This window comes from Acidimicrobiia bacterium, assembly GCA_040878325.1.
Taxonomy (GTDB): domain Bacteria; phylum Actinomycetota; class Acidimicrobiia; order Spongiisociales; family UBA11373; genus JAUYIV01.
Map to the genome: position 1 here is coordinate 72856 of JBBDMM010000012.1, position 22416 is coordinate 95271.

24 protein-coding genes are annotated in these 22416 nt (G+C 66.5%); 7 read left to right on the top strand and 17 right to left on the bottom strand.

Annotated features, from left to right (window positions below):
• Nucleotides 1-26: 26 nt before the first annotated feature.
• From prcA to arc, 5 genes are read right to left on the bottom strand one after another with little or no spacing between them, the layout of a single operon-like run.
• Nucleotides 27-695 (bottom strand): proteasome subunit alpha, encoded by a 669-nt coding sequence (gene prcA, locus WD184_07170; GenBank protein ID MEX0826510.1) that lies wholly within the window; start codon nucleotides 693-695, stop codon nucleotides 27-29.
• Nucleotides 692-1486, bottom strand: coding sequence for a proteasome subunit beta (gene prcB, locus WD184_07175; protein ID MEX0826511.1), 795 nt, complete (start codon nucleotides 1484-1486; stop codon nucleotides 692-694). The genes prcA and prcB overlap by 4 nt, the downstream gene beginning before the upstream one ends.
• A complete protein-coding gene (locus WD184_07180; GenBank protein ID MEX0826512.1) occupies nucleotides 1483-1677 on the bottom strand; it encodes a ubiquitin-like protein Pup in 195 nt (64 codons plus the stop codon). Before WD184_07180 ends, prcB begins: the two co-directional genes overlap by 4 nt.
• Complete coding sequence (dop, locus tag WD184_07185; GenBank protein ID MEX0826513.1) at nucleotides 1643-3157, bottom strand: depupylase/deamidase Dop; 1515 nt, start codon at nucleotides 3155-3157, stop codon at nucleotides 1643-1645. The genes WD184_07180 and dop overlap by 35 nt, the downstream gene beginning before the upstream one ends.
• The gene (gene arc / locus WD184_07190; GenBank protein MEX0826514.1) at nucleotides 3154-4869 is read right to left on the bottom strand and encodes a proteasome ATPase; all 1716 of its coding nucleotides are present in this window, start codon (nucleotides 4867-4869) and stop codon (nucleotides 3154-3156) included. The genes dop and arc overlap by 4 nt, the downstream gene beginning before the upstream one ends.
• A 208-nt stretch (nucleotides 4870-5077) precedes the next feature.
• Between arc and WD184_07195 the strand changes: the two genes are divergently transcribed.
• Nucleotides 5078-5323, top strand: coding sequence for a ferredoxin (locus WD184_07195; GenBank protein ID MEX0826515.1), 246 nt, complete (start codon nucleotides 5078-5080; stop codon nucleotides 5321-5323).
• Between the two features lie 66 nt (nucleotides 5324-5389).
• On the opposite strand, the gene WD184_07200 is transcribed toward WD184_07195, so the two are convergent.
• Entirely contained in the window at nucleotides 5390-6190 is an 801-nt protein-coding gene (locus WD184_07200; protein ID MEX0826516.1) for a tRNA (adenine-N1)-methyltransferase, read from the bottom strand.
• 175 nt (nucleotides 6191-6365) lie between these two features.
• On the opposite strand from WD184_07200, the gene WD184_07205 reads away from it, so the two are divergent.
• Nucleotides 6366-6581 (top strand): hypothetical protein, encoded by a 216-nt coding sequence (locus tag WD184_07205; protein MEX0826517.1) that lies wholly within the window; start codon nucleotides 6366-6368, stop codon nucleotides 6579-6581.
• Here the strand turns inward: WD184_07205 and WD184_07210 are convergent.
• The 4 genes from WD184_07210 to WD184_07225 are packed head-to-tail and all read right to left on the bottom strand — an operon-like array spanning nucleotide 6566 to nucleotide 8096.
• Complete coding sequence (locus WD184_07210; protein ID MEX0826518.1) at nucleotides 6566-6763, bottom strand: hypothetical protein; 198 nt, start codon at nucleotides 6761-6763, stop codon at nucleotides 6566-6568. The two genes, WD184_07205 and WD184_07210, sit on opposite strands and share 16 nt — an antisense overlap.
• Nucleotides 6760-7053 carry a hypothetical protein gene (locus tag WD184_07215; protein MEX0826519.1) on the bottom strand — a complete coding sequence of 98 codons (294 nt, stop codon included), beginning with the start codon at nucleotides 7051-7053 and terminating at the stop codon, nucleotides 6760-6762. Before WD184_07215 ends, WD184_07210 begins: the two co-directional genes overlap by 4 nt.
• Nucleotides 7054-7611 carry a hypothetical protein gene (locus WD184_07220; GenBank protein ID MEX0826520.1) on the bottom strand — a complete coding sequence of 186 codons (558 nt, stop codon included), beginning with the start codon at nucleotides 7609-7611 and terminating at the stop codon, nucleotides 7054-7056.
• A gap of 2 nt (nucleotides 7612-7613) precedes the next feature.
• Nucleotides 7614-8096, bottom strand: coding sequence for an inorganic diphosphatase (locus WD184_07225; protein ID MEX0826521.1), 483 nt, complete (start codon nucleotides 8094-8096; stop codon nucleotides 7614-7616).
• Between the two features lie 85 nt (nucleotides 8097-8181).
• Between WD184_07225 and WD184_07230 the strand changes: the two genes are divergently transcribed.
• Both WD184_07230 and WD184_07235 read left to right on the top strand, forming a co-directional pair.
• Nucleotides 8182-9402: an MFS transporter gene (locus tag WD184_07230; GenBank protein MEX0826522.1), complete on the top strand. Its 1221-nt coding sequence runs from the start codon at nucleotides 8182-8184 to the stop codon at nucleotides 9400-9402.
• A 63-nt stretch (nucleotides 9403-9465) separates the two neighbouring features.
• On the top strand, nucleotides 9466-10380 hold the full coding sequence (locus tag WD184_07235; protein ID MEX0826523.1) for a DMT family transporter: 915 nt from the start codon (nucleotides 9466-9468) through the stop codon (nucleotides 10378-10380).
• A gap of 22 nt (nucleotides 10381-10402) precedes the next feature.
• Here the strand turns inward: WD184_07235 and WD184_07240 are convergent, their stop codons facing one another.
• The 5 genes from WD184_07240 to WD184_07260 form a co-directional block, all read right to left on the bottom strand.
• Complete coding sequence (locus WD184_07240; protein MEX0826524.1) at nucleotides 10403-11635, bottom strand: cysteine desulfurase-like protein; 1233 nt, start codon at nucleotides 11633-11635, stop codon at nucleotides 10403-10405.
• Between the two features lie 71 nt (nucleotides 11636-11706).
• Nucleotides 11707-12324, bottom strand: coding sequence for a hypothetical protein (locus WD184_07245; protein MEX0826525.1), 618 nt, complete (start codon nucleotides 12322-12324; stop codon nucleotides 11707-11709).
• Between the two features lie 100 nt (nucleotides 12325-12424).
• Nucleotides 12425-14074 carry a hypothetical protein gene (locus tag WD184_07250; protein MEX0826526.1) on the bottom strand — a complete coding sequence of 550 codons (1650 nt, stop codon included), beginning with the start codon at nucleotides 14072-14074 and terminating at the stop codon, nucleotides 12425-12427.
• A 68-nt stretch (nucleotides 14075-14142) separates the two neighbouring features.
• Entirely contained in the window at nucleotides 14143-14517 is a 375-nt protein-coding gene (locus WD184_07255; protein MEX0826527.1) for a nuclear transport factor 2 family protein, read from the bottom strand.
• Between the two features lie 24 nt (nucleotides 14518-14541).
• Nucleotides 14542-14946 (bottom strand): cyclic nucleotide-binding domain-containing protein, encoded by a 405-nt coding sequence (locus WD184_07260; protein ID MEX0826528.1) that lies wholly within the window; start codon nucleotides 14944-14946, stop codon nucleotides 14542-14544.
• 67 nt (nucleotides 14947-15013) lie between these two features.
• Between WD184_07260 and WD184_07265 the strand changes: the two genes are divergently transcribed.
• Nucleotides 15014-15439, top strand: coding sequence for a VOC family protein (locus WD184_07265; GenBank protein ID MEX0826529.1), 426 nt, complete (start codon nucleotides 15014-15016; stop codon nucleotides 15437-15439).
• A gap of 207 nt (nucleotides 15440-15646) precedes the next feature.
• Nucleotides 15647-15994, top strand: coding sequence for a PRC-barrel domain-containing protein (locus WD184_07270; GenBank protein MEX0826530.1), 348 nt, complete (start codon nucleotides 15647-15649; stop codon nucleotides 15992-15994).
• A 63-nt stretch (nucleotides 15995-16057) separates the two neighbouring features.
• Here the strand turns inward: WD184_07270 and WD184_07275 are convergent, their stop codons facing one another.
• On the bottom strand, nucleotides 16058-17305 hold the full coding sequence (locus tag WD184_07275; GenBank protein MEX0826531.1) for a DEAD/DEAH box helicase: 1248 nt from the start codon (nucleotides 17303-17305) through the stop codon (nucleotides 16058-16060).
• Nucleotides 17306-18127: 822 nt separating this feature from the next.
• Entirely contained in the window at nucleotides 18128-19075 is a 948-nt protein-coding gene (locus WD184_07280; GenBank protein MEX0826532.1) for a hypothetical protein, read from the bottom strand.
• A 342-nt stretch (nucleotides 19076-19417) separates the two neighbouring features.
• Here WD184_07280 and WD184_07285 point away from each other — a divergent pair, with 342 nt between their 5' ends.
• A complete protein-coding gene (locus WD184_07285; protein ID MEX0826533.1) occupies nucleotides 19418-22186 on the top strand; it encodes an adenylate/guanylate cyclase domain-containing protein in 2769 nt (922 codons plus the stop codon).
• Nucleotides 22187-22416 lie beyond the last annotated feature (230 nt).

A 22416-nucleotide genomic window follows, 5' to 3' on the forward strand; every position in this document is an offset into this window, starting at 1 on the left:
CGATCCTCTGGCCCAAGGATCACTTGCTAAGCGGAGCTGATCTCTTCGTCGGTCAGCCGGCGGAATGCCCGCCGCCCCTGGGTCCGGTCGAGCACGGCGCCTTCCCAGCCGGCGGGAGCGATCTCCGTGACGGAGGCGCACGCCGCCTTGGCCCAGCCGAGGGCTTCCAACAGTGGGGCTCGGGGCCGGTAGGCGGCCTCGAGGCTTTCGACCAGAACCTCTGCCGACCCGCCGATCGCCGACACCCGGTGCTCTTCGTGGAGCGTGCCGTCGTAGGTCACCCGGTAGATGCGGCTGGTCTCGTCGTCGTCGCCGATCTCCACCACCATGATCTCGACCTCGAACGGCTTCACGTCTTGCGTGAAGACGTGCCCCAGGGTCTGGGCGTAGGCATTGGCGAGGCTCTTGGCGGTCACGTCGGTGCGCGAGTAGGAATACCCGGTGAGGTCCGCCCGCCGAATCCCACCGATCCGCAGCTGCTCGAACTCGGTGTACTTGCCGACCCCGGCGAAGGCGATCCGGTCGTAGACCTCGGAGATCTTCTGGAGCGTTCCGCTTGGATTCTCACCGAGGAGCAGTACGCCATCGACGAACTCGACGCCGACGATCGACTTGCCGCGGGCGATCCCCTTGCGGGCGTACTCAGCCCGGTCCTTCATCAACTGCTCGGGCGGCACGTAGAAGGGCATCGTCATGGGCTGCGCTCCATCACGGTTCGCGCCATTTCCGCGACCATGGCATCCGGCAGTTCGGCATAACCCCGGGAGGACACGGTCACGATGTTGGGGTAGATCCCCCGTTTGAGGTCGGGTCCGCCTGTGGCGGTGTCCTCCTCGGCGACCGCCACCAAGGCTTCGAGCGCCAGCTCGAGCGCCCCGGTCTCGGTGAGCCCATCGGTGAACTTGGTGCGGATGTAGAGGCGGGCATCTCGCCCGCCGGAGCCCGTGGCGGCGTAATCGGTCTCCTCGTATGAACCGCCCACGACGTCGTACGAGTAGAGACGGCCTTGTTCGAGCTGCTCGTCGAAGCCGCAGAAGAGGGGCACGACTCCCAGCCCCTGAAACGCCATCGGAAGATGCCGGCGGACCATCGAGGCCAGGTGGTTGGCCTTTCCCGGGAGGCTGAGGCGCCGGCCCTCGATCTTTTCGTAGTGCTCGAGCTCGGTCTGGAACAGCCGCACCAACTCGATCGCGATACCGGCCGTTCCCGAGATTGCCACCGCCGAATACGAGTCGGCGGGATAGACCTTCTGCACCCGGCGGTGGGCGACATAGTGGCCGGCGGTGGCCCGGCGGTCGCCGGCCATGATGACGCCGTCGTCATAGCGAAACGCCAGGACCGTGGTGCCTTCGGGTGCGTCGAGGACTCCGCTCGAGCCGTCGGTCTCCCACTTTGGATCGAGGCCTCGAGCCCTCAGCAGGGCCGCGAAGGAGCTTGCTGGAATTCCCGAGTCGAGCACCAGCCCGTCCCCACTCGACTCGGTCACTGGCCGCCCTTCTGGACGTAGTTCTTGACGAACTCCTCAGCATTCTCTTCGAGGACCGAGTCGATCTCGTCGAGCAGGTCGTCGATCTTGCCGGTCAGCTCCTCGCCGACCTCCGTGGAGGCAGGTTCTTCCTGCTCGACCTCCTGGTCGGAGCCGTCACGACGAGTCTGTTTCCGCTCCTGCTCGGCCATCTTCACCTCCGAGTGCGCGAACGAGGTCCGCGGGGGTGGGTGAGCTGTCGAGGAGGTCGGCCACCCGGTCCTTGCCCCCGCGAAGGGGTTCCATCATAGGCACCCGCTTGAGGGCGTCCTCGCCGACGTCGAAGATCAGCGAATCCCAGTTGGCGGCGACTATTGCGCTGCCGTAACGCTCCACGCAGGAGCCCCTGAAGTATGCCCGGGTGCGCTCGGGGGGCGCCACGGCGGCACGCTCGACCGCGGCGTCGGTGAACAGGCGCTTCATGCGCCCTGCGGCGACCAGGCGGTGATACAGGCCCCGGGTGCGGTCGACGTCGTGGTACTGCAGGTCGAGGAGTCGCAGCTTGGGCGTCCCCCAGGCGAGACGATCCCGATCGCGGTAACCCTCGATCAAAGCGAGCTTGGCCGTCCAGTCGAGCCGGTCGGCGGTCGAAGCGGGATCGCGCTCGAGGTCGGTGAGGATGGCCTGCCAAGTCTCGATCACCTGCCGGCCGACGTCGTCGACGCCTTCGACTTCGGCGTACTTGGTGACCCAATCGAGATAGTGCCACTGGAGCTCGAGAGCGGTGGCCGAAGAGCCGTCACCCAACTCGAGCGCGGTGCGCAGGGTCGGGTCGTGGCTCACCCGCCATGCCGACTCGACGGGACGGGCCAGCTCCACCGGATCCCCCAGGGCACCCGCCTCGATCGCCGAAAGCACGAGAGCCGTCGCCCCGATCTTGAGAAAGGTCTGGGTCTCGCTGAGGTTGGCGTCACCGATGATCACATGGAGGCGGCGATAGAGGCTCGGGTCGGCATGGGGCTCATCGCGGGTGTTGACGATCGGGCGCTTCAGAGTCGTCTCGAGCCCAACCTCCTCCTCGAAGAAGTCGGCGCGTTGCGTGATCTGGTAGTCGACGGCCGGTCGACCATTCTCGCTGCCCACCTTGCCCGAGCCGGTGTAGACCTGACGGGAGACAAAGAACGGAATCAGATGTCGGGTCAAGTCGGCGAAGGGCACGGAGCGATCGACGAGGTAGTTCTCGTGAGCGCCGTACGAGTTGCCTTTGCCATCGCTGTTGTTCTTGTGGATGTGCAACCGCTGGCCCTCGGGCAAGGTGCCATTTGCCGACCGCGCGGCGCGTTCCAAGACCACTTCACCCGACTTGTCGTATAGGGCGGCCTCGAGTGGGTCGTAGCACTCGGGGGTGGAGTACTCCGGGTGAGCGTGGTCCACATACAGCCGGGCTCCATTGGTGAGTACCACGTTGACCAATCCGGTCTCGAATTCGCCGGTGGGTGCAGGGTCGTACCCAAATCCGCGGGCGTCCCTTCCCGGAGACTCCTCTTCGTACGACCATTGGATCCTTGTCGAAGTTCCGGCATACGAGTTGATCACCAGGCTCGAGCCGACCACAGGGTTGAAATCCGGCTGGTTCCGAATGGTGATGCCGAATTCGGTCTCAGTGCCTACGACCTTGTGAACCCCACTCACAGGTACTGGCCAGTGGTGATCCCCTCGATGCTGCGGCCCTCGGCCTCGCCTTCGATGAGGGTCCGCACATAGACGATCCGTTCGCCCTTCTTCCCGGAGATCCGCGCCCAATCGTCGGGATTGGTGGTGTTCGGCAGGTCCTCGTGCTCCCGGAACTCCTGTTTGATGGCGGCGATCAGGTCGGTGGTGCGCACGCCACGCACCCCGGTCTCGATCTCTCGCTTGATGGCTTCCTTCTTCGCCCTACGCACCACGTTCTCCACCATCGCACCGGAGGAGAAGTCCTTGAAGTACAGGACTTCCTTGTCGCCGTTGGCGTAGGTGACCTCGAGAAAGCGGTTGGCATCCGAAGTCGAGTACATGTCGGCGACGACCGACTCGATCATCGACTCGACCATCACGTCGACCTCTCCGCCCGAGCGGGCGAGCTCGTCGGCATCGAGCGGGGTTCCGGTGCCCAGGTATATGCGGAATATGTCGCGAGCGGCCTCCTGATTGGGACGTTCGATCTTGATCTTCACGTCGAGCCGCCCCGGGCGAAGGATTGCCGGGTCGATCAGGTCTTCACGGTTCGATGCCCCGATCACGATCACGTTCTTGAGCGTCTCGACGCCGTCGAGCTCCGAGAGAAGCTGTGGAACGATCGTCGATTCCACGTCGGACGAGATCCCGCTCCCCCGGGTGCGGAAAAGCGAATCCATTTCGTCGAAGAAGACGATCACGGGGACGCCTTCCTCGGACTTCTCCTTCGCCCGGGCGAAGATGAGCCGGATCTGCCGTTCGGTCTCACCTACGTACTTGTTGAGTAGCTCAGGGCCTTTGATGTTGAGAAAGTACGAGCGAGCATCCTGCTGGCCGGTCTTGGCGGCGACCGCGTGGGCCAGCGAGTTGGCGACCGCTTTGGCGATCAGCGTCTTGCCGCAGCCCGGAGGCCCGTAGAGGAGCACGCCCTTGGGGGCCGCCAGGCCGTAGTCGTCGAACAGCGCCTTGTGCACGTAGGGGAGCTCTACCGCGTCTCTGATCGATTCGATCTGCTCGCGCAACCCGCCAATGTTCTCGTAGGAGACGTTGGGGACCTCTTCGAGCACGAGCTCCTCGACCTCGGGCCGGATCAACCGTTCGTGGAGCAAACCGGTCCGGCCGTCGAGCCTCACATGGTCGCCGACCCGCATGAAAGCGTCCTTCATGGGACCCGCCACTTCGACCACGCGCTCCTCGTCGGCGCGTGCGAGCACGATGACCCGCCCGTCACCCAGGATCTCCTTGATGCGGACAACCTCCCCGGTCTGCTCGAACGACCGAACGTCGATGACGTTCATAGCCTCATTGAGCAGCACTTCCTGGCCGGGCTCGAGTTCCTTGATCTCGATGCTCGGCTCGACGCTGACCCGAAGCTTGCGGCCGCCGGTCATCACGTCGAGGGTGCCATCGCTATTGATCCCCTGCACCACCCCGAAGGGGTTAGGCGGTGCGGTCAGCTTCTCGACTTCCTCGCGCAGGATGGCCAACTGTTCGCGAGTTTCCTCGAGGGCAATCGAGAGTTTCTCGTTCTGCGACATCGCCTGGCTCACGCGACCCTTGGCCTCGAGGAGGCGCTCCTCGAGGACCCGAACCCGGCGGGGGGCATCCTGGAGACGTCGGCGGAGGATGGCGATCTCCTCCTCCAGCATCTTGATGGTGCCGCGGAGCTCGTCGGCCGTCGGCTCGCTCATGCCCGTTCGTCTCCCTGGCCGGCACCAGCCGGCCCCTGACGACCACGGACCGGGGATACCCGGTCCTCGGGCCGAGTATACGACGGACCGTCCCGTGGGCCGCATCACCGTCTTCGGTGGCGTAGATGCGGGAGTTCGACGCTTTCCGGGGCCGACCGGTAGCGGCCGCCGCGGTAGGATCGCCGCCATCTGGCCTGGAGCGCTCACCATGAAGGTTTGGATCGACCAGGATCTCTGCACCGGCGACGGGCTGTGCGAGGAGATCGCTCCCGACGTGTTCGTGCTTCTCGATGATGGGCTGGCGTACGTGCGCGAACGCGACAAGGTCTTCGCGTCTGCCAAAGGCAACCCCCAGGGGGCGCAGGGTGTCGCCCAGGTCCCGGCGGGCCAGGAACAGATCACCATCGAAGCTGCCGAGGAATGCCCCGGCGAGTGCATTTTCATGGCGCCTTGACGGCGCGCTCGGCAGGCATCGCCGCAGCGGGTCGAGACCGAGCCGGGTCGAGCGGCCGACCGGCGACTACAGGCTCTCGGCCGCCAGGAACTCGCTCAGCATCGCCACGGTTAGGAAGCCGGTGTGTCCCACCATCTGGCTCTTGGGCCGCACCGAGCGGCCGTCGATCTGCCAGTCCCGGTGCATCACCTCGAACGACTCGATTCCCACGAACCGCCGGCTCACGTGCAGTTCGTCATGAAGCTTCTGCACCTGGGGAACGGTCGGGAGATAGGCGCAGAAGATTCCCCCGGCTCTGAGGGTGGCCACCGCGGGCTCGACCACCGACCAGGGCTCCGGCAGATCGAGCACCACGCGATCGGGCCGGTGGTGCGCTAGGACATCCTCTACCAGGCCCTCGACCAACAGGAGATTGTCGGGTATCCCGCCGAGGAACCGGCCGATCGTCTTGCGGGCGTGATCGAGGTGGTCGGCGCGGCGCTCGACGCTCACCACCGTGCCTCCCGGGCCGACCGCCCGCAACAGCGCCATCGCCAGGGCGCCCGACCCGGTGCCCGCCTCGACCACCAACTGGCCGGGGGTGACGTCGGCCCAGTGGACGATTGGCCCCAGATCCTTCGGGTACACCACCTGAGCGCCCCGATCCATCTTGAGGACATAGTCGGCAAGACGGGGCCGCAGTGCCACGATCCGGGCTCCGGTGGCCGTCCGCACCACCGCACCTGGCCCCGACCCGATGAGGCTGTCGTGAGGTACCACTCCGGCGTGGAACTGGAACGAGCCCCCGATCCGAAGATCGACGAGGTATCGCCGGCCCCGCCCGTCGATCAACAGGCACATGTCCCCGACGCGAAACGCTTCGCTCAATTGCCGAGCAGTGCCAGGAACGGCAGGACAAGAGCGAGGATCATCGCGGTCGACACCACGATCACCATCACCTTGACCATCCGGTCGCGATTGCGAAACATGTGGTGACTCTAGGAAACCGCAGATCGAACCCCGCCGGGGCCGAACCGCCCGGCCACCCCCTTAGACTCGGTTCATGGATCTGATCGGTTTCGGCGCTCGACGGGCCCTAGGGGGCATTCGAGGAGGCGATCCGCGCTGGGCCGTCCTCGGGACGCTGGCGGTGGTGATCGGGCTGCTCCGCAGACTCAACCAGCCCAAGCGGAAGTTGATCTACTCACAGGACTTGAAGCCGGGGCAAGCCGTGAGTGTCCAGTTGGCCGGCTCGACGGGCAATCAGGAGAGTCGATAGACCTCGACGCGGGCCGAGCCCTTCTTGCCCCGGCGCCGTCCCACCAGGTAGATGACCAGCAACAGGGCGGCGACCCCCACCCCGGCGATCACGCCGACGTTCTTGGCCCCCTGGGCGGTGTCGTCGACGACACCCTGAATCTCCCGGAGCTTGTCTTCGAGATCGGAACGCTGCACGCTCATCGGGTGGCCCTCCACATCACGAGACCAGTCACCGCCAGCAACCCTAGGGAGGCCAGGATGTACCCCAGGCCGCTCCAGATCACTCCGTCGGGCATCGCCACCAGGATCAAACGCATCCCCGCCACGGCCAGGACAGCCCCCGCGAGGACGAACACGATCGACGCGGCGAGGCTGAGCGCGGCGAGGCGTCCGAGCGCCTTGGCGGCGCCAACGGTGTTCTCCCAGAGGTACTGCTTGGCGAGCGCGATGAACTCGCCGACCATGTCGGGAAGCTCACGAGGCGATGCCATCTAGTCGCTCCTTCCGAGGACCGCCCGTAGGAGAACGGTTTCTCGCTCCAGCACCATGATCTCTCGCTCGAGGCGCTCGCAGGCGTCCCCGGCCTCGAGGATGTCCTGCACCTCCGGCCACGAGATATCCAGGTAGGAGGCTACCTGATGCGAGGCGACCACCGGATCTGGCCCGATCGCGAGGTGGATGTCGCCACCGTGGCCCGACTCGGCCCGCGCCGCCATGTACCGGCGAAGCGACCTCTCAGCCGAGACGACCAGATCCTGACAAGGCGTCGGCTGCACCCGGTCGACCGGTTCGACGGCGGCCCGATCGCCGGTCCGGGCGATCGACACCAGGGTCTCCCCGATCACATCGATGGTCACCAAGTCATCGGCGTCGTCGGCGAGGCGCTCGATGCGAGCCCGGGTTCCAACCCGGCCGAGCGTGCCGTCGGGGTGGATGAGGACGACCGCCACCCGCTGTCCGACGCCCAAGCCCTCACACGTGGTTCGCACCGCATGCCGTGTGCCGGGAATCACCACTCGCCGGAACGGGACGAGCGGGAGGGACTCCACCGTCAATCCTCCTCTTCCAGCACCGCTCCGGCGGCCCGGAGAACGGCCAGCGCCTCGGCCGCTCCCTTCCAGCCCTTCGCCGCCGTCTTCATGTCCTCGAGGTCCTTGTACACGCTGAAGAAATGCTCGAACTCCCGCAACAGGTGAGGCGGCAGGCCATCGAGATCCCGCACCGCGCCCCACAGCGGGTCCCGGGCGGGGACCCCCAGAACCTTGTGGTCGGGCAGCCCTTGGTCCTCCATGAGGAAGAGCCCGATGGGACGGATCCGGATGCGGCACCCGGTGAACGTGGGCTCCGTGACGACGGCCATCGCATCCAATGGGTCCCCATCCTCGGCGACGGTGTCCGGGACGAACCCATAGTCGGCGGGGTAACGCGTGGCGGTGAAGAGCATTCGGTCGAGGTAGACGTGGCCGGTCGCCGGGTCGGTCTCGTACTTGTTGCGGCTGCCCCGAGGGATCTCGACGACCATGGTGACCAGCATCGTCGGAACGCTAACCGGGAATTGGTGATGCACGCCGATGGCTCGCCGGGGCCGCCGGAGGCCGGGGTGGTTATCGTCCTGCGCCATGGCTCGCGGTCCGGCTGACCCCCGACGCAACCTCTGGCCGCTCGTCGGCGGCCAGTCGATCTCGCTGTTCGGCGACTACCTGGCCTTCTTCTTTGCTCTCCCCATTTTCGTGCGCGACACGACGGGTTCGGCCACGCAACTCGGGCTGCTTGGGCTCTTCGAAACCGTGGCGGTGCTGGGGTTCGGTTTTCTCGCGGGGGTTCTGCTCGACCGGGTGCCAACCCGGCGGGCCTTGATCCTCGCCGACCTCGCCCGGATGATCGCTCTCGCATTGCTGGCGGTGGCGGTGGCGGCCGACGCCGGGGAGACATGGATGGCATTTGCGGTGGCGTTCATCGTCGGCTCGATGGGGACCATCTTCGACTCGGGACTCGAGACCTATATCCCGGTGGTCCTCGACGACGACCAGCTGGTCAAGGCGAACACCGCGCTGTCGATGGGGCGGAACCTCGCCCAGACGCTCGGGTTCGCAGTCGGGGGCGCGGTGATCGCGGTGACGGGTGGGGTGGCCGGCGCATTCGCGCTCGATGCGCTCTCGTACGGGATCTCGATCATCGCCATCCTTATGCTCCGGGAGGTGAGGCCGAGGGTCGTGTCCGACGCCGAGCCGGTCTGGGCGGCGCTGCGGTCGGGCCTCACCACCCTGTGGCGCCTTACTCCCGTCCGCTGGGCCACGGCGGCCGCGGCATTGGCCAACCTGGCCTTTGCCCCGCTCGCGGCAGTGATGACCCTTTACGCCGAGCAGGATCTCGGCATCGAGTCGGACCGGGCGCTGGGACTGTTCTTCGCCGGTTTCTCGATGATCGGTCTCCTCGGGGTTTCCCTCGCCCCCCGGATCGCAGCCCGGGTCGGGCTGGGACGTACCGTCATCGTCGGCGGTCTGGTGTTTGGGGCGGGCGCCACCGGGGCGGGACTCGCCGAAGGCTCATGGGCCGTCGTCCCGTTCGGCATCGCCATGGCCGGGGTGTCGATCAACCAGGTGGCCTTTGTCACGCTCCGACAGCGATTGACCCCTCCCCCGCTGCTAGGCCGGGTGATTGCCGCGTCTCGCACGATCGCCTGGGGTGGGATTCCGGTGGGGCTGATGATCGGCACCCCGATCGGCGACCTCATCGGCCTCCGGCCGCTGTTCATCGGCAGTGGCATCTTGATCGCGGCCGTTGCGGCCCTGATGACTCTGGGGCCGCTCTGGCGGGCAGAGGCGCGGCTCACCGGCTAGCCGCCGGGGGGGCTCGCGTCGGCTGCAACAATCTGGCCCGGTCCGGGGTTATTGGGGGCACAGATGGCCGGTCGATTCATCACCACGGCGCCGGGTACCCGCACGGAGGCCTTCGGGCCGCTCGAGTGGGCGCTGCTGGCATCAACTTCGCTGATGTGGGGCTCGTCTTTCCTCTGGATCGCCGAAGGGCTCGAGGCGTTCCCTCCCGCCGTCGTCACCCTGGCTCGCCTCGCCCTCGGCGCGCTGACCCTTGCCTTCATCCCCGCCACGCGGCGGCCGGTCGATCGTGCCGACCTGCCCCGAGTCGCCCTGCTCGGACTCGTGTGGATGGCAATCCCCCTAACCCTGTTCCCCATCGCCCAGCAGTCCGTGGACTCGTCCATCGCCGGCATGGTCAATGGGGGCACCCCTTTGTTCGCCGCTCTGGTGGCGACGATTCTGCTTCGCCGGAAGCCCGGACCGGCCCAGTTGGCGGGAATCCTCGTTGGCTTCGGCGGGGTGATCCTCATCACCGTGCCCTCGGCATCAGGTGACGGGGGGAGCATCTCGGGAATGTTGTTGATCATCCTGGCAACCGCGATGTATGGGCTGGCGGTGAACTTGTCGGTGCCGCTTGCCCAGCGATACGGGTCGTTGCCGGTGCTCCTCCGTGCCCAACTGGTGGCGCTGGTCGCGGTCACGCCCTTGGGGGTGATTGGCCTCGGCGACGCCACCTGGTCGTGGAGCGCTGCCGGCGCAATGGTCGTCCTGGGGGCTCTCAGCACGGGTCTGGCGTTCGTCGCCATGACCGAGCTGGCTAAGCGGGTGGGAGGAACCCGAGCATCCATCGGGATCTACTTCATCCCGATGGTGGCGACCATCCTCGGGATCATGTTCCGGGCAGAGCGACCCGCGGGCCTGGCGTTCGTCGGGATGGGACTCGTCATCGTCGGGGCATGGCTCAGCAGCAGGCGGGAGGCCGCGTCAGGTAGCAGGTAGCAGGTGGCAAGTGGCTTGACCGTCAGGCGAGATCGTCGAGGGCGGACAGCACCCGGTCCACTTCATCCTGCGTGTTGTAGTGGACAAAGCCGATGCGCACCAGACCACCCTTGTCGCCGAGGGCCAACCGGTCCAGCACATTGACCGCGTAGAAGTTGCCGCTCCACACGAAAATGCCCTGCTTGCCCAACTCGGCGGCAACGTCGCCGGCGGAGACTCCCCCGACATGCACTGCGAACGTCGAAACGCGCTCATCGATCCGCGCCGGATCGCTGATCCCATGGACCGTCACGGCTGGCATCTCGGCCACACCTGCGAGGAACCTCGCGGCCATGGCATCCTCGTGCTCCCGGATGGCACCGAATGCGCTTTCGAGGCGGTCGCGCCTGCTCTGGCCGGTTCCGAGTGAAGCCAGGTAGTCGATGGCAGCGTGCACCCCCGCCAGCGCCTCGAAGGACTGCGTACCCGTCTCCCACCGTCCCGGACCGACCTCCGGAGCAGGGACGACCTTGTACGGCGTGAGGTTCCGCAGGTGCTCAGATCGGGCCCAGAGCATGCCGGTGTGAGGGCCACAGAACTTGTAGGCGCTCGCTGCGAGGAAGTCTGCGCCGAGACTGGATACGTCCGAGATTCGATGAGCCGAATAGTGGACCGCATCGACGAACACCTGCGCCCCGACGCCCCGGGCCATCTCGATGATCGTGCCGAGGGGGGTGACGGTGCCGACGGCATTGGAAGCGGCGGTGACCGCAATCAGCCGGGTGCGCTCACCGATTACCTCCGCCAGGGAGGCGAGGTCGATGGTGCCATCTTCGGGCCGCAGGCCGGCCACCTTGATCGTGGCCCCTCTGTCAGCCGCAGCCAAGCGCCACGGCGTGACGTTGGCGTCGTGGTCGAGCGCGGTGACCACGATCTCGTCGCCTTCCCGCCACTCACGGGCGATCGCCCGAGACAGCGAGAAGGTGAGGCTCGTCATGTTCTGGCCGAACACGATCTCGTCCGGTTCGCCGCCAAAGAGGTCGGCGGCGGCCAACCGGGCGTCCCGCACCACGCTGGCCGCGTCCACCGACGAACTGAAGGAGCCTCCGAGGTTACTCAGCCCGCTTTGGAGGACGCCGGCCATCGCGTCGATCACAACCTGCGGTACCTGAGTTCCTGCAGGGCCGTCGAGGTGGGCGACACCCCGCCCATCGACGGCGCGTTGTAGCGCGGGGATGCCGTCGCGGATTCGGTCGACATCGAGTGGCTGGAGCATCGGCAGACCATAACCCTTACGTGGCCGGGCTCTCCTGCGCTCGTGTTGCTGCACCGAGGCGGTGAGGGGGATCAGGGCAGGACGGTCATCTCGACGAAGACCATGTCCTTGACCATCCGGGTGAGGGTCCAGGCATTCACCCAGGCCTCGACCTGATGCGTGCCTTCGAACGCCCGCCCTTCCACCCAGCAGTCGGTGGACTCCCCCGGCTCGAGGATGCGGGCTTCACACCGCGCCGGCCCGTAGAGCTCGACGTAGGCGTAAACACCCCACAGCGTTCCAGCGGACTTGTTGGTGACATGGAGGCGCCACGTGACCCGGTCGCCATCTTCGATGACGCCGAACTCCTTGCCATCGCCCTCCCCTTCGAAGTAGAGGCCGAGGGTGACGGTCCCGTCGTATCCGTCCTCCGGCAACATCGGCAAGGTCGTCGTAGTGGGTGCCAGCGTCGTGGTGGGGACGGGCACGGTCGTCGTGGTGGGCGCGATCGTGGTGGTGACGACCGGGCCGGTGGTGGTGGTGGTGGTGGTGGTGGTGGTGGTGGTGGTCGAAGCATCTCCAGCGCCGCCGGCTCCGGGTCCGGACGACGCAGTCAGGCGCGGGGTGACCAGGAGGAAGGCGGCGAACATGACGCCCGCCAGGGCGACGATGAAGATCGTGCGGCCGATCCCGTCGGGGAGTCGTTTCATTGACACCGAAGACCACTTTCCGTTGCTTTCCCACCACTGTAAGTGATGGTGGTGACGGCGTCACCCCCCGCGGATCGTCATTACGCCGCGCCAAGTGTGACTAGTCCCTCGGACGCATGGCGGCGAGCACGAGACGGGCGATCGCATCGTGCCCCACCTCGTTGGGGTGAAGGGTTCCGGTGGTGTCGAAACGGGCTTCCGGCCCCTGCAGCACGGCCGACTGGGCTGCGGTGCGATACCAGGTGACGTCGATACCCCCCAGGAGCATCGGCCCCCCACCCAGGCCCGGATTGCGGAACCAGCCCTCCGGATAAGAAAGGCGAGCGCCACCGATCGGCGCGGTGTGCCCGTACTCAGCCGGGTAGCCGTAGTCGGGCCAGGGGGCGCAGTAGCCATGGCCGGCTGCGAAGGCTTCCGCGACTCCGCCCACGAAGATCCAACCGCGGCGACTGGCGGCGTCGCTGATCACATCGTTCAGCGGACCGAGGAGGAGATCCACTCCGAGTTGCTGCTCATTGCGGTCGATCTCATGCACCCCGAAGGGCGGAGTGGCGTCGCCCACAATCTCGCGGCACTGCTCGCCGGCGACGTCCGCCCCGGTCGGATCGGGATATCCCACTATCACGGTCGTGCCCACCTCAAAGGACGCCAGGGCGCCCTCCAACCTGTCGAATGCGCCCGGCAGTCCATCGAGCCCGGGCAATTCGCTCCAGCCGCGGCGGCTTTCGTCTGGCCGGCACACCAGTGAGAAGGGGGCCTTGTAGCCCAGACTCACTCCCCGGCTCCAATCGCCGTCGCGTACCGCGGAAAAGGTGTTCTCGATCAGCATGTCGTAACAGATCGGGTCGAGCATCGGGTCCGCTTCGATCAGCCTCCGCACCGCCCGAACGAACCCTACGTCGTTGCCTCCGGCCTGGATCAGCAGCACATCGATCCGGCGGTCACCGACGAGGTGCCTCAACTCGTCGATCTGGGACGAGTCGAGGCCGTCACCCTGGGCAGTAAGGATTCCGCGGTCGATGCGCGCTCCCGAGGCAGCCACGGAGATGAACGTCACCGAAGTGGAGCGGTCGACCCGCTCCATCGCCAGCGCGACCCGGGCAGGCCACGCCACGCTCGACCGCCGTGCTGCGGCATGGGTGACTACGGCCGCCGGATCGGACGAACCGGCCCAACGCGCCGGGACCGACGATCCGACCCGGGGGGCCTCGGGGTTTCCCTCCCCTGAGGCATAGGAATCGCCGATGGCCACGATGAGGAGGTCGTCCACCTCGAAATCCTCAAGGATCGAAGCACTCAGGCTCACCCACCCGAGCCGGATTCCGGCAGCCACCTCCATCGTGTACCGGCCCTCGGGGAGAAGCAGCCGCAACTCGGGGTCCAGCGTCGTGTATCGGAGCGGCGCCTCGAGCGCACCACCATGAACGGTCCATCGATAATTGGTCACCGGCAGGCCCGCCAGGTCGGCCGTGGTTCCCGACAGCCCGGCCTCGAAGATCAGGCCGAACTTCGCTTCGGGACAACCCCCAGGACACGATCCCGGTGCCAGGTTGTGGGCGTACTCGGTCGTGTTCGGCAGGTCCATTAAGCCATCGCCATCGTCGTCACCGCCGAACCGGTCGGTCATCGACCAGGTGATGATCGGAACGATTGGATCTGATCCTGCAGATGCGTCAGCCGGCGACGCGGGAAGTCCGGCCAGAGCGACGCCGCACGCAAGTGCCAAGAGGATGATCTTCGGTCGCTTCATCACAATGGGAACACCGTAGGGGGCTCACGGGTTCCCACCGACCACTGAAGAGGATGGAGCCCGGGACCTCAGGCTCGCTCGCGGAACCATTCGGTGAATTCGACGCAGCGCCCCTCGGCGTCGAATTCCATGGCAAAGCAGTTGTCGTACACCGCTCTGGTCTCTGTTCGGTCGGGGTCCGTGTAGTAGCGGCTCCAGCCGGTCGCCACCACCCGATTGCCGTCGACGGCGTAAGGCTCGTACACGGCCTCGAAGGTGCCGGCGTCGTCGGGATCGCCGAGCCAGGACTCGACCACCGCGGTTCGCCCCACCAGTGGGGCATCGGCGGGGTGATACCGATACTCGATGCCCTCGGCGAACAGGTCGCCGATCGCGTTGGGGTCGTACGATTCCCAGGCGCGCACATAGCGGTCGAGCCATTCCCTCGCCGAGGCGTGATTCACGGCCGGGTCTCCCTTCGGATGCCTCTAGGTCGCTTCGGCGAGACGGCGCGCCAGTTCGCGCAGCATGCTGAGGGTCATCGCCGGCTCCTGTTCGAGTAGATCGAGCAGGTCATCGCGGCGGATGGCGAGTGCTCGCAGCGGTTCGACCGTGATCACCCGGGCGGCCCGCGGCGTGTCGGCGAGCACCGACAGCTCTCCGAAGAAGGCGCCGGGGCCACGCTCGATTTCGCGCCCGTCGGGAAGTTCGACCCGGACGGCTCCCTCTTCGATCACGAAGACCCCGGTGCCGGCCTGGCCGAGCTCGATGAGCACCATTCCCTTGGGCGCCTCGAACTCGGTGGCGAGCCGTGCCACCCGTTCGAGTGCCGATTCGTCGAGCCCGCCGAAGAGGGGCACCTGGCGCAAGCTGTTCACCGCAGGCGTCGTCATCGTCGGAGGCTACCTCGGCCCGGCTGCCTCGGGGTCGGCGGGCGGAGAACGGTGCCACAATCCCCCGGTGCGCATCAGCCTGGTGACCCTCGGCGTCGAGGATCTGGCGAGGTCCCGACGGTTCTACGAAGCACTCGGGTGGACCAGCGGGTCAGCCCCGGAAGACGACGTCGTCTTCTTCCAGTCAGGGGGAATGGTGTTCGGCCTGTGGGATCGCCGCCGGCTGGCCGAGGACAGCGGCGTAGCGGATACGGGGGGCTGGGGAGGGATGACCCTCGCCCACAACCTCGGAGCGCCTGATGAGGTGGACCAATTCATCGCACGGGCGCGCCTTGCGGGCGCAGCCATCGTGCGAGAGCCAGCGCCAACCTTCTGGGGCGGGTACTCCGGCGCCTTCACCGACCCGGACGGTCATCCGTGGGAGGTCGCTCACAATCCGTTCTGGCCCATCGATGCTTCTGGGGCCATCCACCTGCCACCCGCGCCGGGGTGACCATGGCCCTTGTGGACTAGGTGAGGACGATCAGCAGAATGATGATGAGGACGAGGGTTCCGATTCCGATGTACATGTGTCTTCCCTTTGGTCGTTGGCATCCAGATGTACCCCGCCGGTGCGGGCCATAAACAGGCTCTGGGGTTTCCGTGGACGGGTTTGCGGGTAGGTGGCCCTAGAACGCCGCTACTCGAAGGAGACACTCCGATGACCACGCCCAGACTCCTATCCGCCCACAGTCTCATGTCCGACCGGGTGCAGCAGCCTTCCGGCGAGCACCTCGGGGACATGAAGGAATTGATGATCGACCTGGACACCGGCCGCATCGCCTATGCCGTGCTGTCGTTCGGCGGGTTCCTCGGACTCGGCGACAAGTTGTTCGCCCTCCCCTGGTCGGTGTTTCACGTCGACACGGACGAGAAGGCCCTCGTGCTCGACGTGCCGAAGGAGACCCTCGAGCAGGCACCAGGCTTCGACAAGTCGAACTGGCCCGCGGGGCCCGAGCATTGGGGTCTCGTCGACACCCATTGGGCCGACTACCGCCGAGTCGCCTGAACAAGCCAAACGCGGACGTTGCCCCCGGCACTTTGTCGGGGGCAACGTCGCGAGACCGGCAGGTCAGCGCCGGCGACGGGTGCGGAAACGTCGCGAGATCTCGACCTCGCTCGTGCGCTTGGGATCGACCGCAGCCGGTTCGAAGGCCACCAGGTCGTCGAGCCGGGGGTCGTTGGAGAACATCTTCACGATCTCTAGGTTGAGGCCCGAGGCCCGCTGCAGCCGTTCGACGTCCTCGACCTGGTCCCACTCGACCAGGGACACCACCAGGCCGGTCTCCCCCGCCCGGGCGGTGCGTCCCGAGCGGTGGACGAAACTCTTGTAGTCCTGGGGGGGATCGAAGTGCATCACCACGTCGACATCGTCGATATGGAGGCCCCGGGAGGCGATGTTGGTGGCCACCAGTGCAGGGAGCCGCCCCTCGGCGAAGTCGCCGAGCACCCGTTCGCGGTCCTTCTGGATCTTGTCACCGTGGATGGCCAGAGCATCCACCCCTTCGTCCTGGAGCTGTCGGGTCACCCGATCGGCGTTCGCCTTGGTGCCCACGAAGATCAGAGTGCGGGTCACCCCCCGGATGATCCGGGCTGCCACCTTGGCCTTGTCCATGTAGTGGACGGCGAGGAAGCGATGTGTCTGCTCGTCGACGATGTCGCTCTCAGTGATCACCTCGTGGCCCACCGGGTCACGCAGGTAGGCAGTGACTAGGGAGCGCACGGCGCCGTCGAGGGTGGCCGAGAACAGCATCACTTGAGGTTCACCGGCGATCGAGCGCATGATCGATCGAACCTGGGGAAGGAAGCCCATGTCGGCCATTTGGTCGGCCTCGTCGAGCACCACACAGTCGACGGCCGTGACGGAGACCAACTTGCGCCTGATCAGGTCGATCAGCCGCCCGGGAGTGGCGATGACGATGTCGACCCCCCGCTCCAGTGCCTTTGTCTGGGTACCCATCGACGCCCCGCCGTATACGGCGAGCAGCGAGCGGCCCATAGCCCTGGCTAGGGGCTCGAGTTCGTCCGCAACCTGGCTGCACAGCTCCCGGGTTGGGACGAGGACCAGGGCCCCCGGCTGATTCGGGGGGGACTTCTTCGACCGCTCGATCATCGGGATGCCGAAGGCAAGTGACTTGCCAGACCCGGTCTGGGCCCGGCCGCAGACATCGCGGCCGAGCAACGCGTCGGGGATGGTCATGACCTGGATCGGAAAGGGGGCGGTGATGCCGCGACCCCGAAGGACCTCGACGATCGGCTCGGAAACACCTAGGGCGGAGAAGTTGGTGACTGTGTCAGGGTTCATGGTGGAGTTCTGCATATGTCCTTTTAGGAAGCGGCGGCGCGTCGACTCGTCGACGATGGTTGACGGGAACGATGGCGCAATCTGCAGCGTCGGCCTGCCGTAGTTCAGTGTAACGGTCGGCAGGAGTGGATCCGGAATTGAGCCGCTCCCGACATCCTCAACCAGTGTTTTCGAAGATCCGGCGCAACGACGCAGGTCATCCGGTCAGAGTCAGACCGGGTAGACGGCTGCAGCGCACCCGCCCACCGAATCGGGTTGCGGAGCACCACGAATGCACATGCGGTGAGACCGATCAGTACGGCAGGTGCTCCAACCGAATCGGCATGATTCGGCGCGGGCATAAACCGTTCGTTCGGCCGCACGCGGCAGCCTGCGACTCCGCGGGGCGGGTCCGGAGGCGTCGCCGGGAGAGGTCATGCGGGGTTATCGGCCCGTCAGGGCCCAGGGTTGAGGTACGCCCGGTTCGAGGAGGCGTGGTCGCCGAGCCCTTCACCGACGCAATCGACCTAGAGGTCGTTTCTGATGGGTCCTCGGCAGACTCCCGGCGCACCACCAAGTAGGCCCCGCCGTCGCAAGCGACGGCGGGGCCTGGGTCGAATGGTTAGTTGGGTCAGCGACTACCGCCTTCGACTGAATCCCCATCCCCCGCCAAGCAACAACAGAACGAGAACGATGATCAGCAACGTGCTCATTTCCACTCCCTTGATCGACAATGAACTTGCGTGAACTGTCTTACCCAACGGCGGCGCATTATCAAACCGCGCAAGGGTTTCCGGTGTCCGACGCGAGACGGGTCCCAGTTGTCGGAACTCGCAGGACCGTAACCCGGCGGCCTGGCTAGCCGGTCCTCTCGTCCCACCACTTGAGGACTCGCCGCGCCCTGAGGGTGTTCCACTTGCTCGGCGCGCCTACGGGGGTTTCGAGGTCGAAGAAGACCCGCCCTGGGTGCAGTCGATCGAGGAGCCATCGGCCGTCGGGCTGCTGCTTGGATCGGACGACCTCGATGGCCTCCTCCATCCTCGAGTCCGGTTCGTCCTGAGCTCTCCGGAAGTAGTCGAGGGCCCGCAGCACGTCATAATGCCAGTAGTACGGGAACGCGAAGTCCAGAAACCCAGGATCGACCACCTCCGCGGTGCTCTTGCGGTGAAACAGGCGGCGCTCGAGTAGGTACTCCTCACCGGCCCGGCGAGCATCGCCAACCCCTTGTTTGCCCTGGTTCGCCGCTTCGAGTTCGAGCAACCCGTCGAGGACGTTGATCGTGCTGTCAAATGATGAGCGAACCGATCCCCGCTCCGCCTCACAGTTCCACCCACCGTCTTCGAGCGTCTCACTCAGAACCCTGTCGACGACGCCGGCCACATCCGCGCCCAGGTAGACGCCTGTCTCGATCGTTCGTCCGTTGATGCAGGGCTCCACCTCACCGTCGAAGTAGCGCTGCCCCTCGTGCTCCCACCGCCCGTTCTCCATCACGAGGCTCAGGGCCCGTTGCGCCGATGCGCTGTTTGGGGGAAGGCCGAAGATCTGCAGTGTCTGCAGCGTGTGCATCGTCGCCGTCCACGGCTGACCCGGCTCGTCACCGCCCCACACATAGTCGGCCGGGAAGCAAGCGCCACCCGCCCACAGCCCGTTCTCATCCTCGAGGGCGAGGAGCCGGGCACCCGACCCCTCGAATTCCACTCTGGAGCGCTCGCGCCCCCATTCGGACTCGGGGAGATCGAGCAGGTCACGCATCACCTGCCAGCGGATCGCCGGGTCGGAGTCGAGGAGCCAGTCGACAGTGATCACGGCCAGCCACACTAGACCACCAGTGCGACAGCCAGATCCCGCGTGGAGGGCTCAAGAAGTGGTCTTGTCCTTGGCGAAGTGAGCCTTTGGCTGATCGGTCAGACCGGGCGTGAAGACTCAGGAGTGGGACGCCCGGCCGTCATGTGTGCCAGAGTGGCGCTCATGAGCGATAGCGTCATCCGTGACTTTGCGCGTCGATTGGTGCACGTTTGCCGGAGATGAGTTCGATCTGGCGCTCAAGCGTGTCTTGTCTTGAGCTGGGAACTTTTCGCCCCGCCCGGCGAGTGGGGCCGCCAGCAGTCGTAGCCCGCGACCGGATAGGCTGCTGACGCGGGAGGTCGCATGCCACAGTTGCCCACGGGCACCGTCTCCTTCCTGTTCACTGACATCGAGGGTTCGACGCGCCTGTGGGAGAGCTCCGCCGAGGCGATGGCCGGCGCGGTGGCACAACACGATGCTCTTCTCATGGGGGCGATTGCAGATCAACGGGGGACCGTCTTTTCGACCTCGGGCGACGGTGGGGCCGCCGCATTCGTGCGCGCCCAGGAGGCGGTGGACGCGGCTCTGCAGGCTCAAATCGCGCTGGCGGAGGCGAACTGGGAGGGCGCCCCACTCCGCGTGCGAATGGCGATCCACACGGGTGAGGCATTCGAGCGGGACGGCAACTACTTCGGACCGGCGCTCAACGAGGCCGGGCGCCTGCTCTCCACGGCACACGGCGGCCAGGTCGTCATCTCGAGCGCCACCCGGGAGGTGATGGGGGCAAAGCTCCCAGCCGGGGTAGATCTGCGTGACCTCGGTGAACACAGGCTGCGTGATGTCGCCCGCGCTATACGAATCTTCCAGCTCGTCCACCCTGGGCTCGCAGCCGACTTCCCTCCGCTGCGGACCGGCGAACCCACTCGGAGCCGGCTTCCGCCCCAGGTGACGACGCTGGTAGGCCGTCATGATGAGCTGGCGGGCATCGACAAGCTGCTCGTGGAGAGCCGGCTCCTGACGCTGGTCGGAGCGGGCGGGTGCGGCAAGACTCGTCTTGCGGTGGAGATTGCGTCGCGATGGCAGCCCGAGATGCCCGACACCGTGTGGTTCGTGGACCTGACGGGCGTCTCAGAACCCGAGCTTGTCCTGCCGACGGTGAGCCGCGCCCTGGAGCTGACCGAGGCCAGCGGCACCGATGGGCTCGAGCGGCTGCTCGAGTTTCTTCGGCCCAAGCAGGGGCTGCTCGTCATCGACAACTGCGAGCATGTCAGGGACTCGGCGGGATCCGTGGTCGCCGCCATCGTGCGCGGTGCGCCTTCCATGAGGATTCTCGCTACGAGTCGTGAGGCGCTCGGCCTGCAGGGCGAAGTGCTGTGGGAGGTTCCACCCCTCCCCATTCCGGCGGTGGACACTCCAGCCGACGAACTCCAGCGGTTCGACTCAGTAAGGCTCTTCGAGTCCCGGGCGGCGGCCGCCTTCCCCGAATTCAGCATCACATCAGCGAACGCCGATGCCGTGCGGCGCATCTGCCGGCGCCTGGACGGGATTCCCCTCGGTGTTGAGCTCGCCGCGGCTCGTCTCCGGGTGATGACCCTCGACGATCTGGCGAAGCGCCTGGAGGCGTCGCTGGGTGTCCTCGGCTCGGCCGGGCAAGATGTCGTCCCCCATCATCGCACCATCGAGGCGACGCTCGAATGGTCCTATGAGCTTCTCGATCCCACCGAGCAGGACCTGTTCCGGCGTCTCGCGGTCTTCGCGGGGGGCTGGACACTCGAGGCGGCCGAGGAGGTCAGCGGTGCGGCGCCGCAGGGGCCGGTGGCCGTGCTCGACGGGCTCTCGTCCCTGGTCGAGAAGTCGTTGGTGGTCGTGATCAGACATAGCACCGCGAGTCGGTACCGCCTGCTGGAGCCGGTCCGCCAATACGCCAACGGCAAGCTCACCGCATCTGGGGTGGCCGACGATATCCGCCGACGTCACGCCCAATACTTCGCGCATCTCGCCGAGACCGCCTATCCGAACCTGATCGGACCCGACGAGGGCACCTGGCTCGACCGGCTCGAGGCCGATGTCGACAACCTGCGGGAGGCCCTTGCCTGGCTCAGTGAGAGCGACGCCCCGACTGCCCAGCTCATGGCGGGCGCCCTCCAGCAGTTCTGGGGACGGACGCATCGGGACGAGGAGGCGATGGGCTGGCAGCGGCGCCTCGTTCCCACCCACGCCACCCCCGGGACCGCGCTCGCCCGGACCCTGGTGCTGTCGAGCCTGCACAGCCTCGAAGAGGCCGTTGCTCACCACGCCAAGCTCGACCAGGCGATCGAGCTGTACCGGATCTACGGACCGGAGCGCGAGTTGATCCTGGCGCTTCGGGTCCGAGCCGGACACTACGACGCCTTCGGGGAGTGGCCGGAGGCCGTCGCGCTCCTCGAAGAGGCGGTGGAGCGGGCCCGTGCCCTCGGTGACGCGGCCCTGCTGACGCTCGCAACATCCCATCTCGCCGGAATCCTGACCCGGTGGGCAGGCGACCTGGTCGCTGCGGCTCCGCTCGTCGCCGAATCGGTCGCCGCGGCCCGGAGTCTCGCCTCTCCCGTGCTTCTGCACGACGTGCTCAATACCGCCGCCCACTTCGAGGAGGGCCGTGGGGATCTGAAGGCTGCCTCGGCCCTGCTGCTCGAGGCACTGGACGTCGAGAGACGCTCGGCGTCTCCCCTCGGCGGGGTAGGGGTGGCGCTGACCCGCCTTGCGGAGATCGCCGTGATGGAGGACCGGCTCGACGCGGCCCTCGATCACCTGCGCGAGCAGTCCGAACAGATCGAGACGCTCGGCTACGGGGACGCGTTCACTCGGAATCCGCTGCGACGCGAGTCACTCCGGATTTTGGGTGAAATCGAGGTGCGCCGCGGCAACCACGCCACGGGCGTCACGCTGCTCGCCGCACACGCCGCGACCTTTGCGCCGCAGCGTCTCGAGAAGGTGCGACAGGAGCGCTTCGACGCCGCGTTGGCAAGCGCCCGAGGGGTACTCGGCGACGAGGCGGCAACGAGAGCCTGGAACGAAGGCAGCGGATTGACCCTGGAGCAGGCTCTGCGGTACGGGGAGGGTGGACTGGGGGCGTCAGCGGGCGGCGGGCGGTGAACTCCAACCGCAGGTAGGGCTGTGTCGGAGAGCCAAAGCGTGGTGAACACGACCCCTACGCGAGAGGAGTTCCGCTTTGCGGAACTCCCAGAGCAACCCGAAGGGTTGCCAGTGTGTCGGAGAGCCTTCGGGGGTTAACTCAGACCCTGACTGGAGGCTCAAGCCGTGGAGCCGGGCCTGACGTAGGTCCCGCACGGCTGAGGGGCCAGAGCGCGTGGCCCTGGCCCCTC

Bases quoted from the DNA above. Each gene is read 5' to 3' on its own strand.
- prcA (MEX0826510.1), bottom strand. From the start codon at position 695: ATGACGATGCCCTTCTACGTGCCGCCCGAGCAGTTGATGAAGGACCGG.
- WD184_07180 (MEX0826512.1), bottom strand. From the start codon at position 1,677: ATGGCCGAGCAGGAGCGGAAACAGACTCGTCGTGACGGCTCCGACCAG.
- arc (MEX0826514.1), bottom strand. From the start codon at position 4,869: ATGAGCGAGCCGACGGCCGACGAGCTCCGCGGCACCATCAAGATGCTG.
- WD184_07195 (MEX0826515.1), top strand. From the start codon at position 5,078: ATGAAGGTTTGGATCGACCAGGATCTCTGCACCGGCGACGGGCTGTGC.
- WD184_07205 (MEX0826517.1), top strand. From the start codon at position 6,366: ATGGATCTGATCGGTTTCGGCGCTCGACGGGCCCTAGGGGGCATTCGA.
- WD184_07210 (MEX0826518.1), bottom strand. From the start codon at position 6,763: ATGAGCGTGCAGCGTTCCGATCTCGAAGACAAGCTCCGGGAGATTCAG.
- WD184_07215 (MEX0826519.1), bottom strand. From the start codon at position 7,053: ATGGCATCGCCTCGTGAGCTTCCCGACATGGTCGGCGAGTTCATCGCG.
- WD184_07225 (MEX0826521.1), bottom strand. From the start codon at position 8,096: ATGCTGGTCACCATGGTCGTCGAGATCCCTCGGGGCAGCCGCAACAAG.
- WD184_07230 (MEX0826522.1), top strand. From the start codon at position 8,182: ATGGCTCGCGGTCCGGCTGACCCCCGACGCAACCTCTGGCCGCTCGTC.
- WD184_07235 (MEX0826523.1), top strand. From the start codon at position 9,466: ATGGCCGGTCGATTCATCACCACGGCGCCGGGTACCCGCACGGAGGCC.
- WD184_07240 (MEX0826524.1), bottom strand. From the start codon at position 11,635: ATGCTCCAGCCACTCGATGTCGACCGAATCCGCGACGGCATCCCCGCG.
- WD184_07245 (MEX0826525.1), bottom strand. From the start codon at position 12,324: ATGAAACGACTCCCCGACGGGATCGGCCGCACGATCTTCATCGTCGCC.
- WD184_07250 (MEX0826526.1), bottom strand. From the start codon at position 14,074: ATGAAGCGACCGAAGATCATCCTCTTGGCACTTGCGTGCGGCGTCGCT.
- WD184_07260 (MEX0826528.1), bottom strand. From the start codon at position 14,946: ATGACGACGCCTGCGGTGAACAGCTTGCGCCAGGTGCCCCTCTTCGGC.
- WD184_07270 (MEX0826530.1), top strand. From the start codon at position 15,647: ATGACCACGCCCAGACTCCTATCCGCCCACAGTCTCATGTCCGACCGG.
- WD184_07275 (MEX0826531.1), bottom strand. From the start codon at position 17,305: ATGCAGAACTCCACCATGAACCCTGACACAGTCACCAACTTCTCCGCC.
- WD184_07285 (MEX0826533.1), top strand. From the start codon at position 19,418: ATGCCACAGTTGCCCACGGGCACCGTCTCCTTCCTGTTCACTGACATC.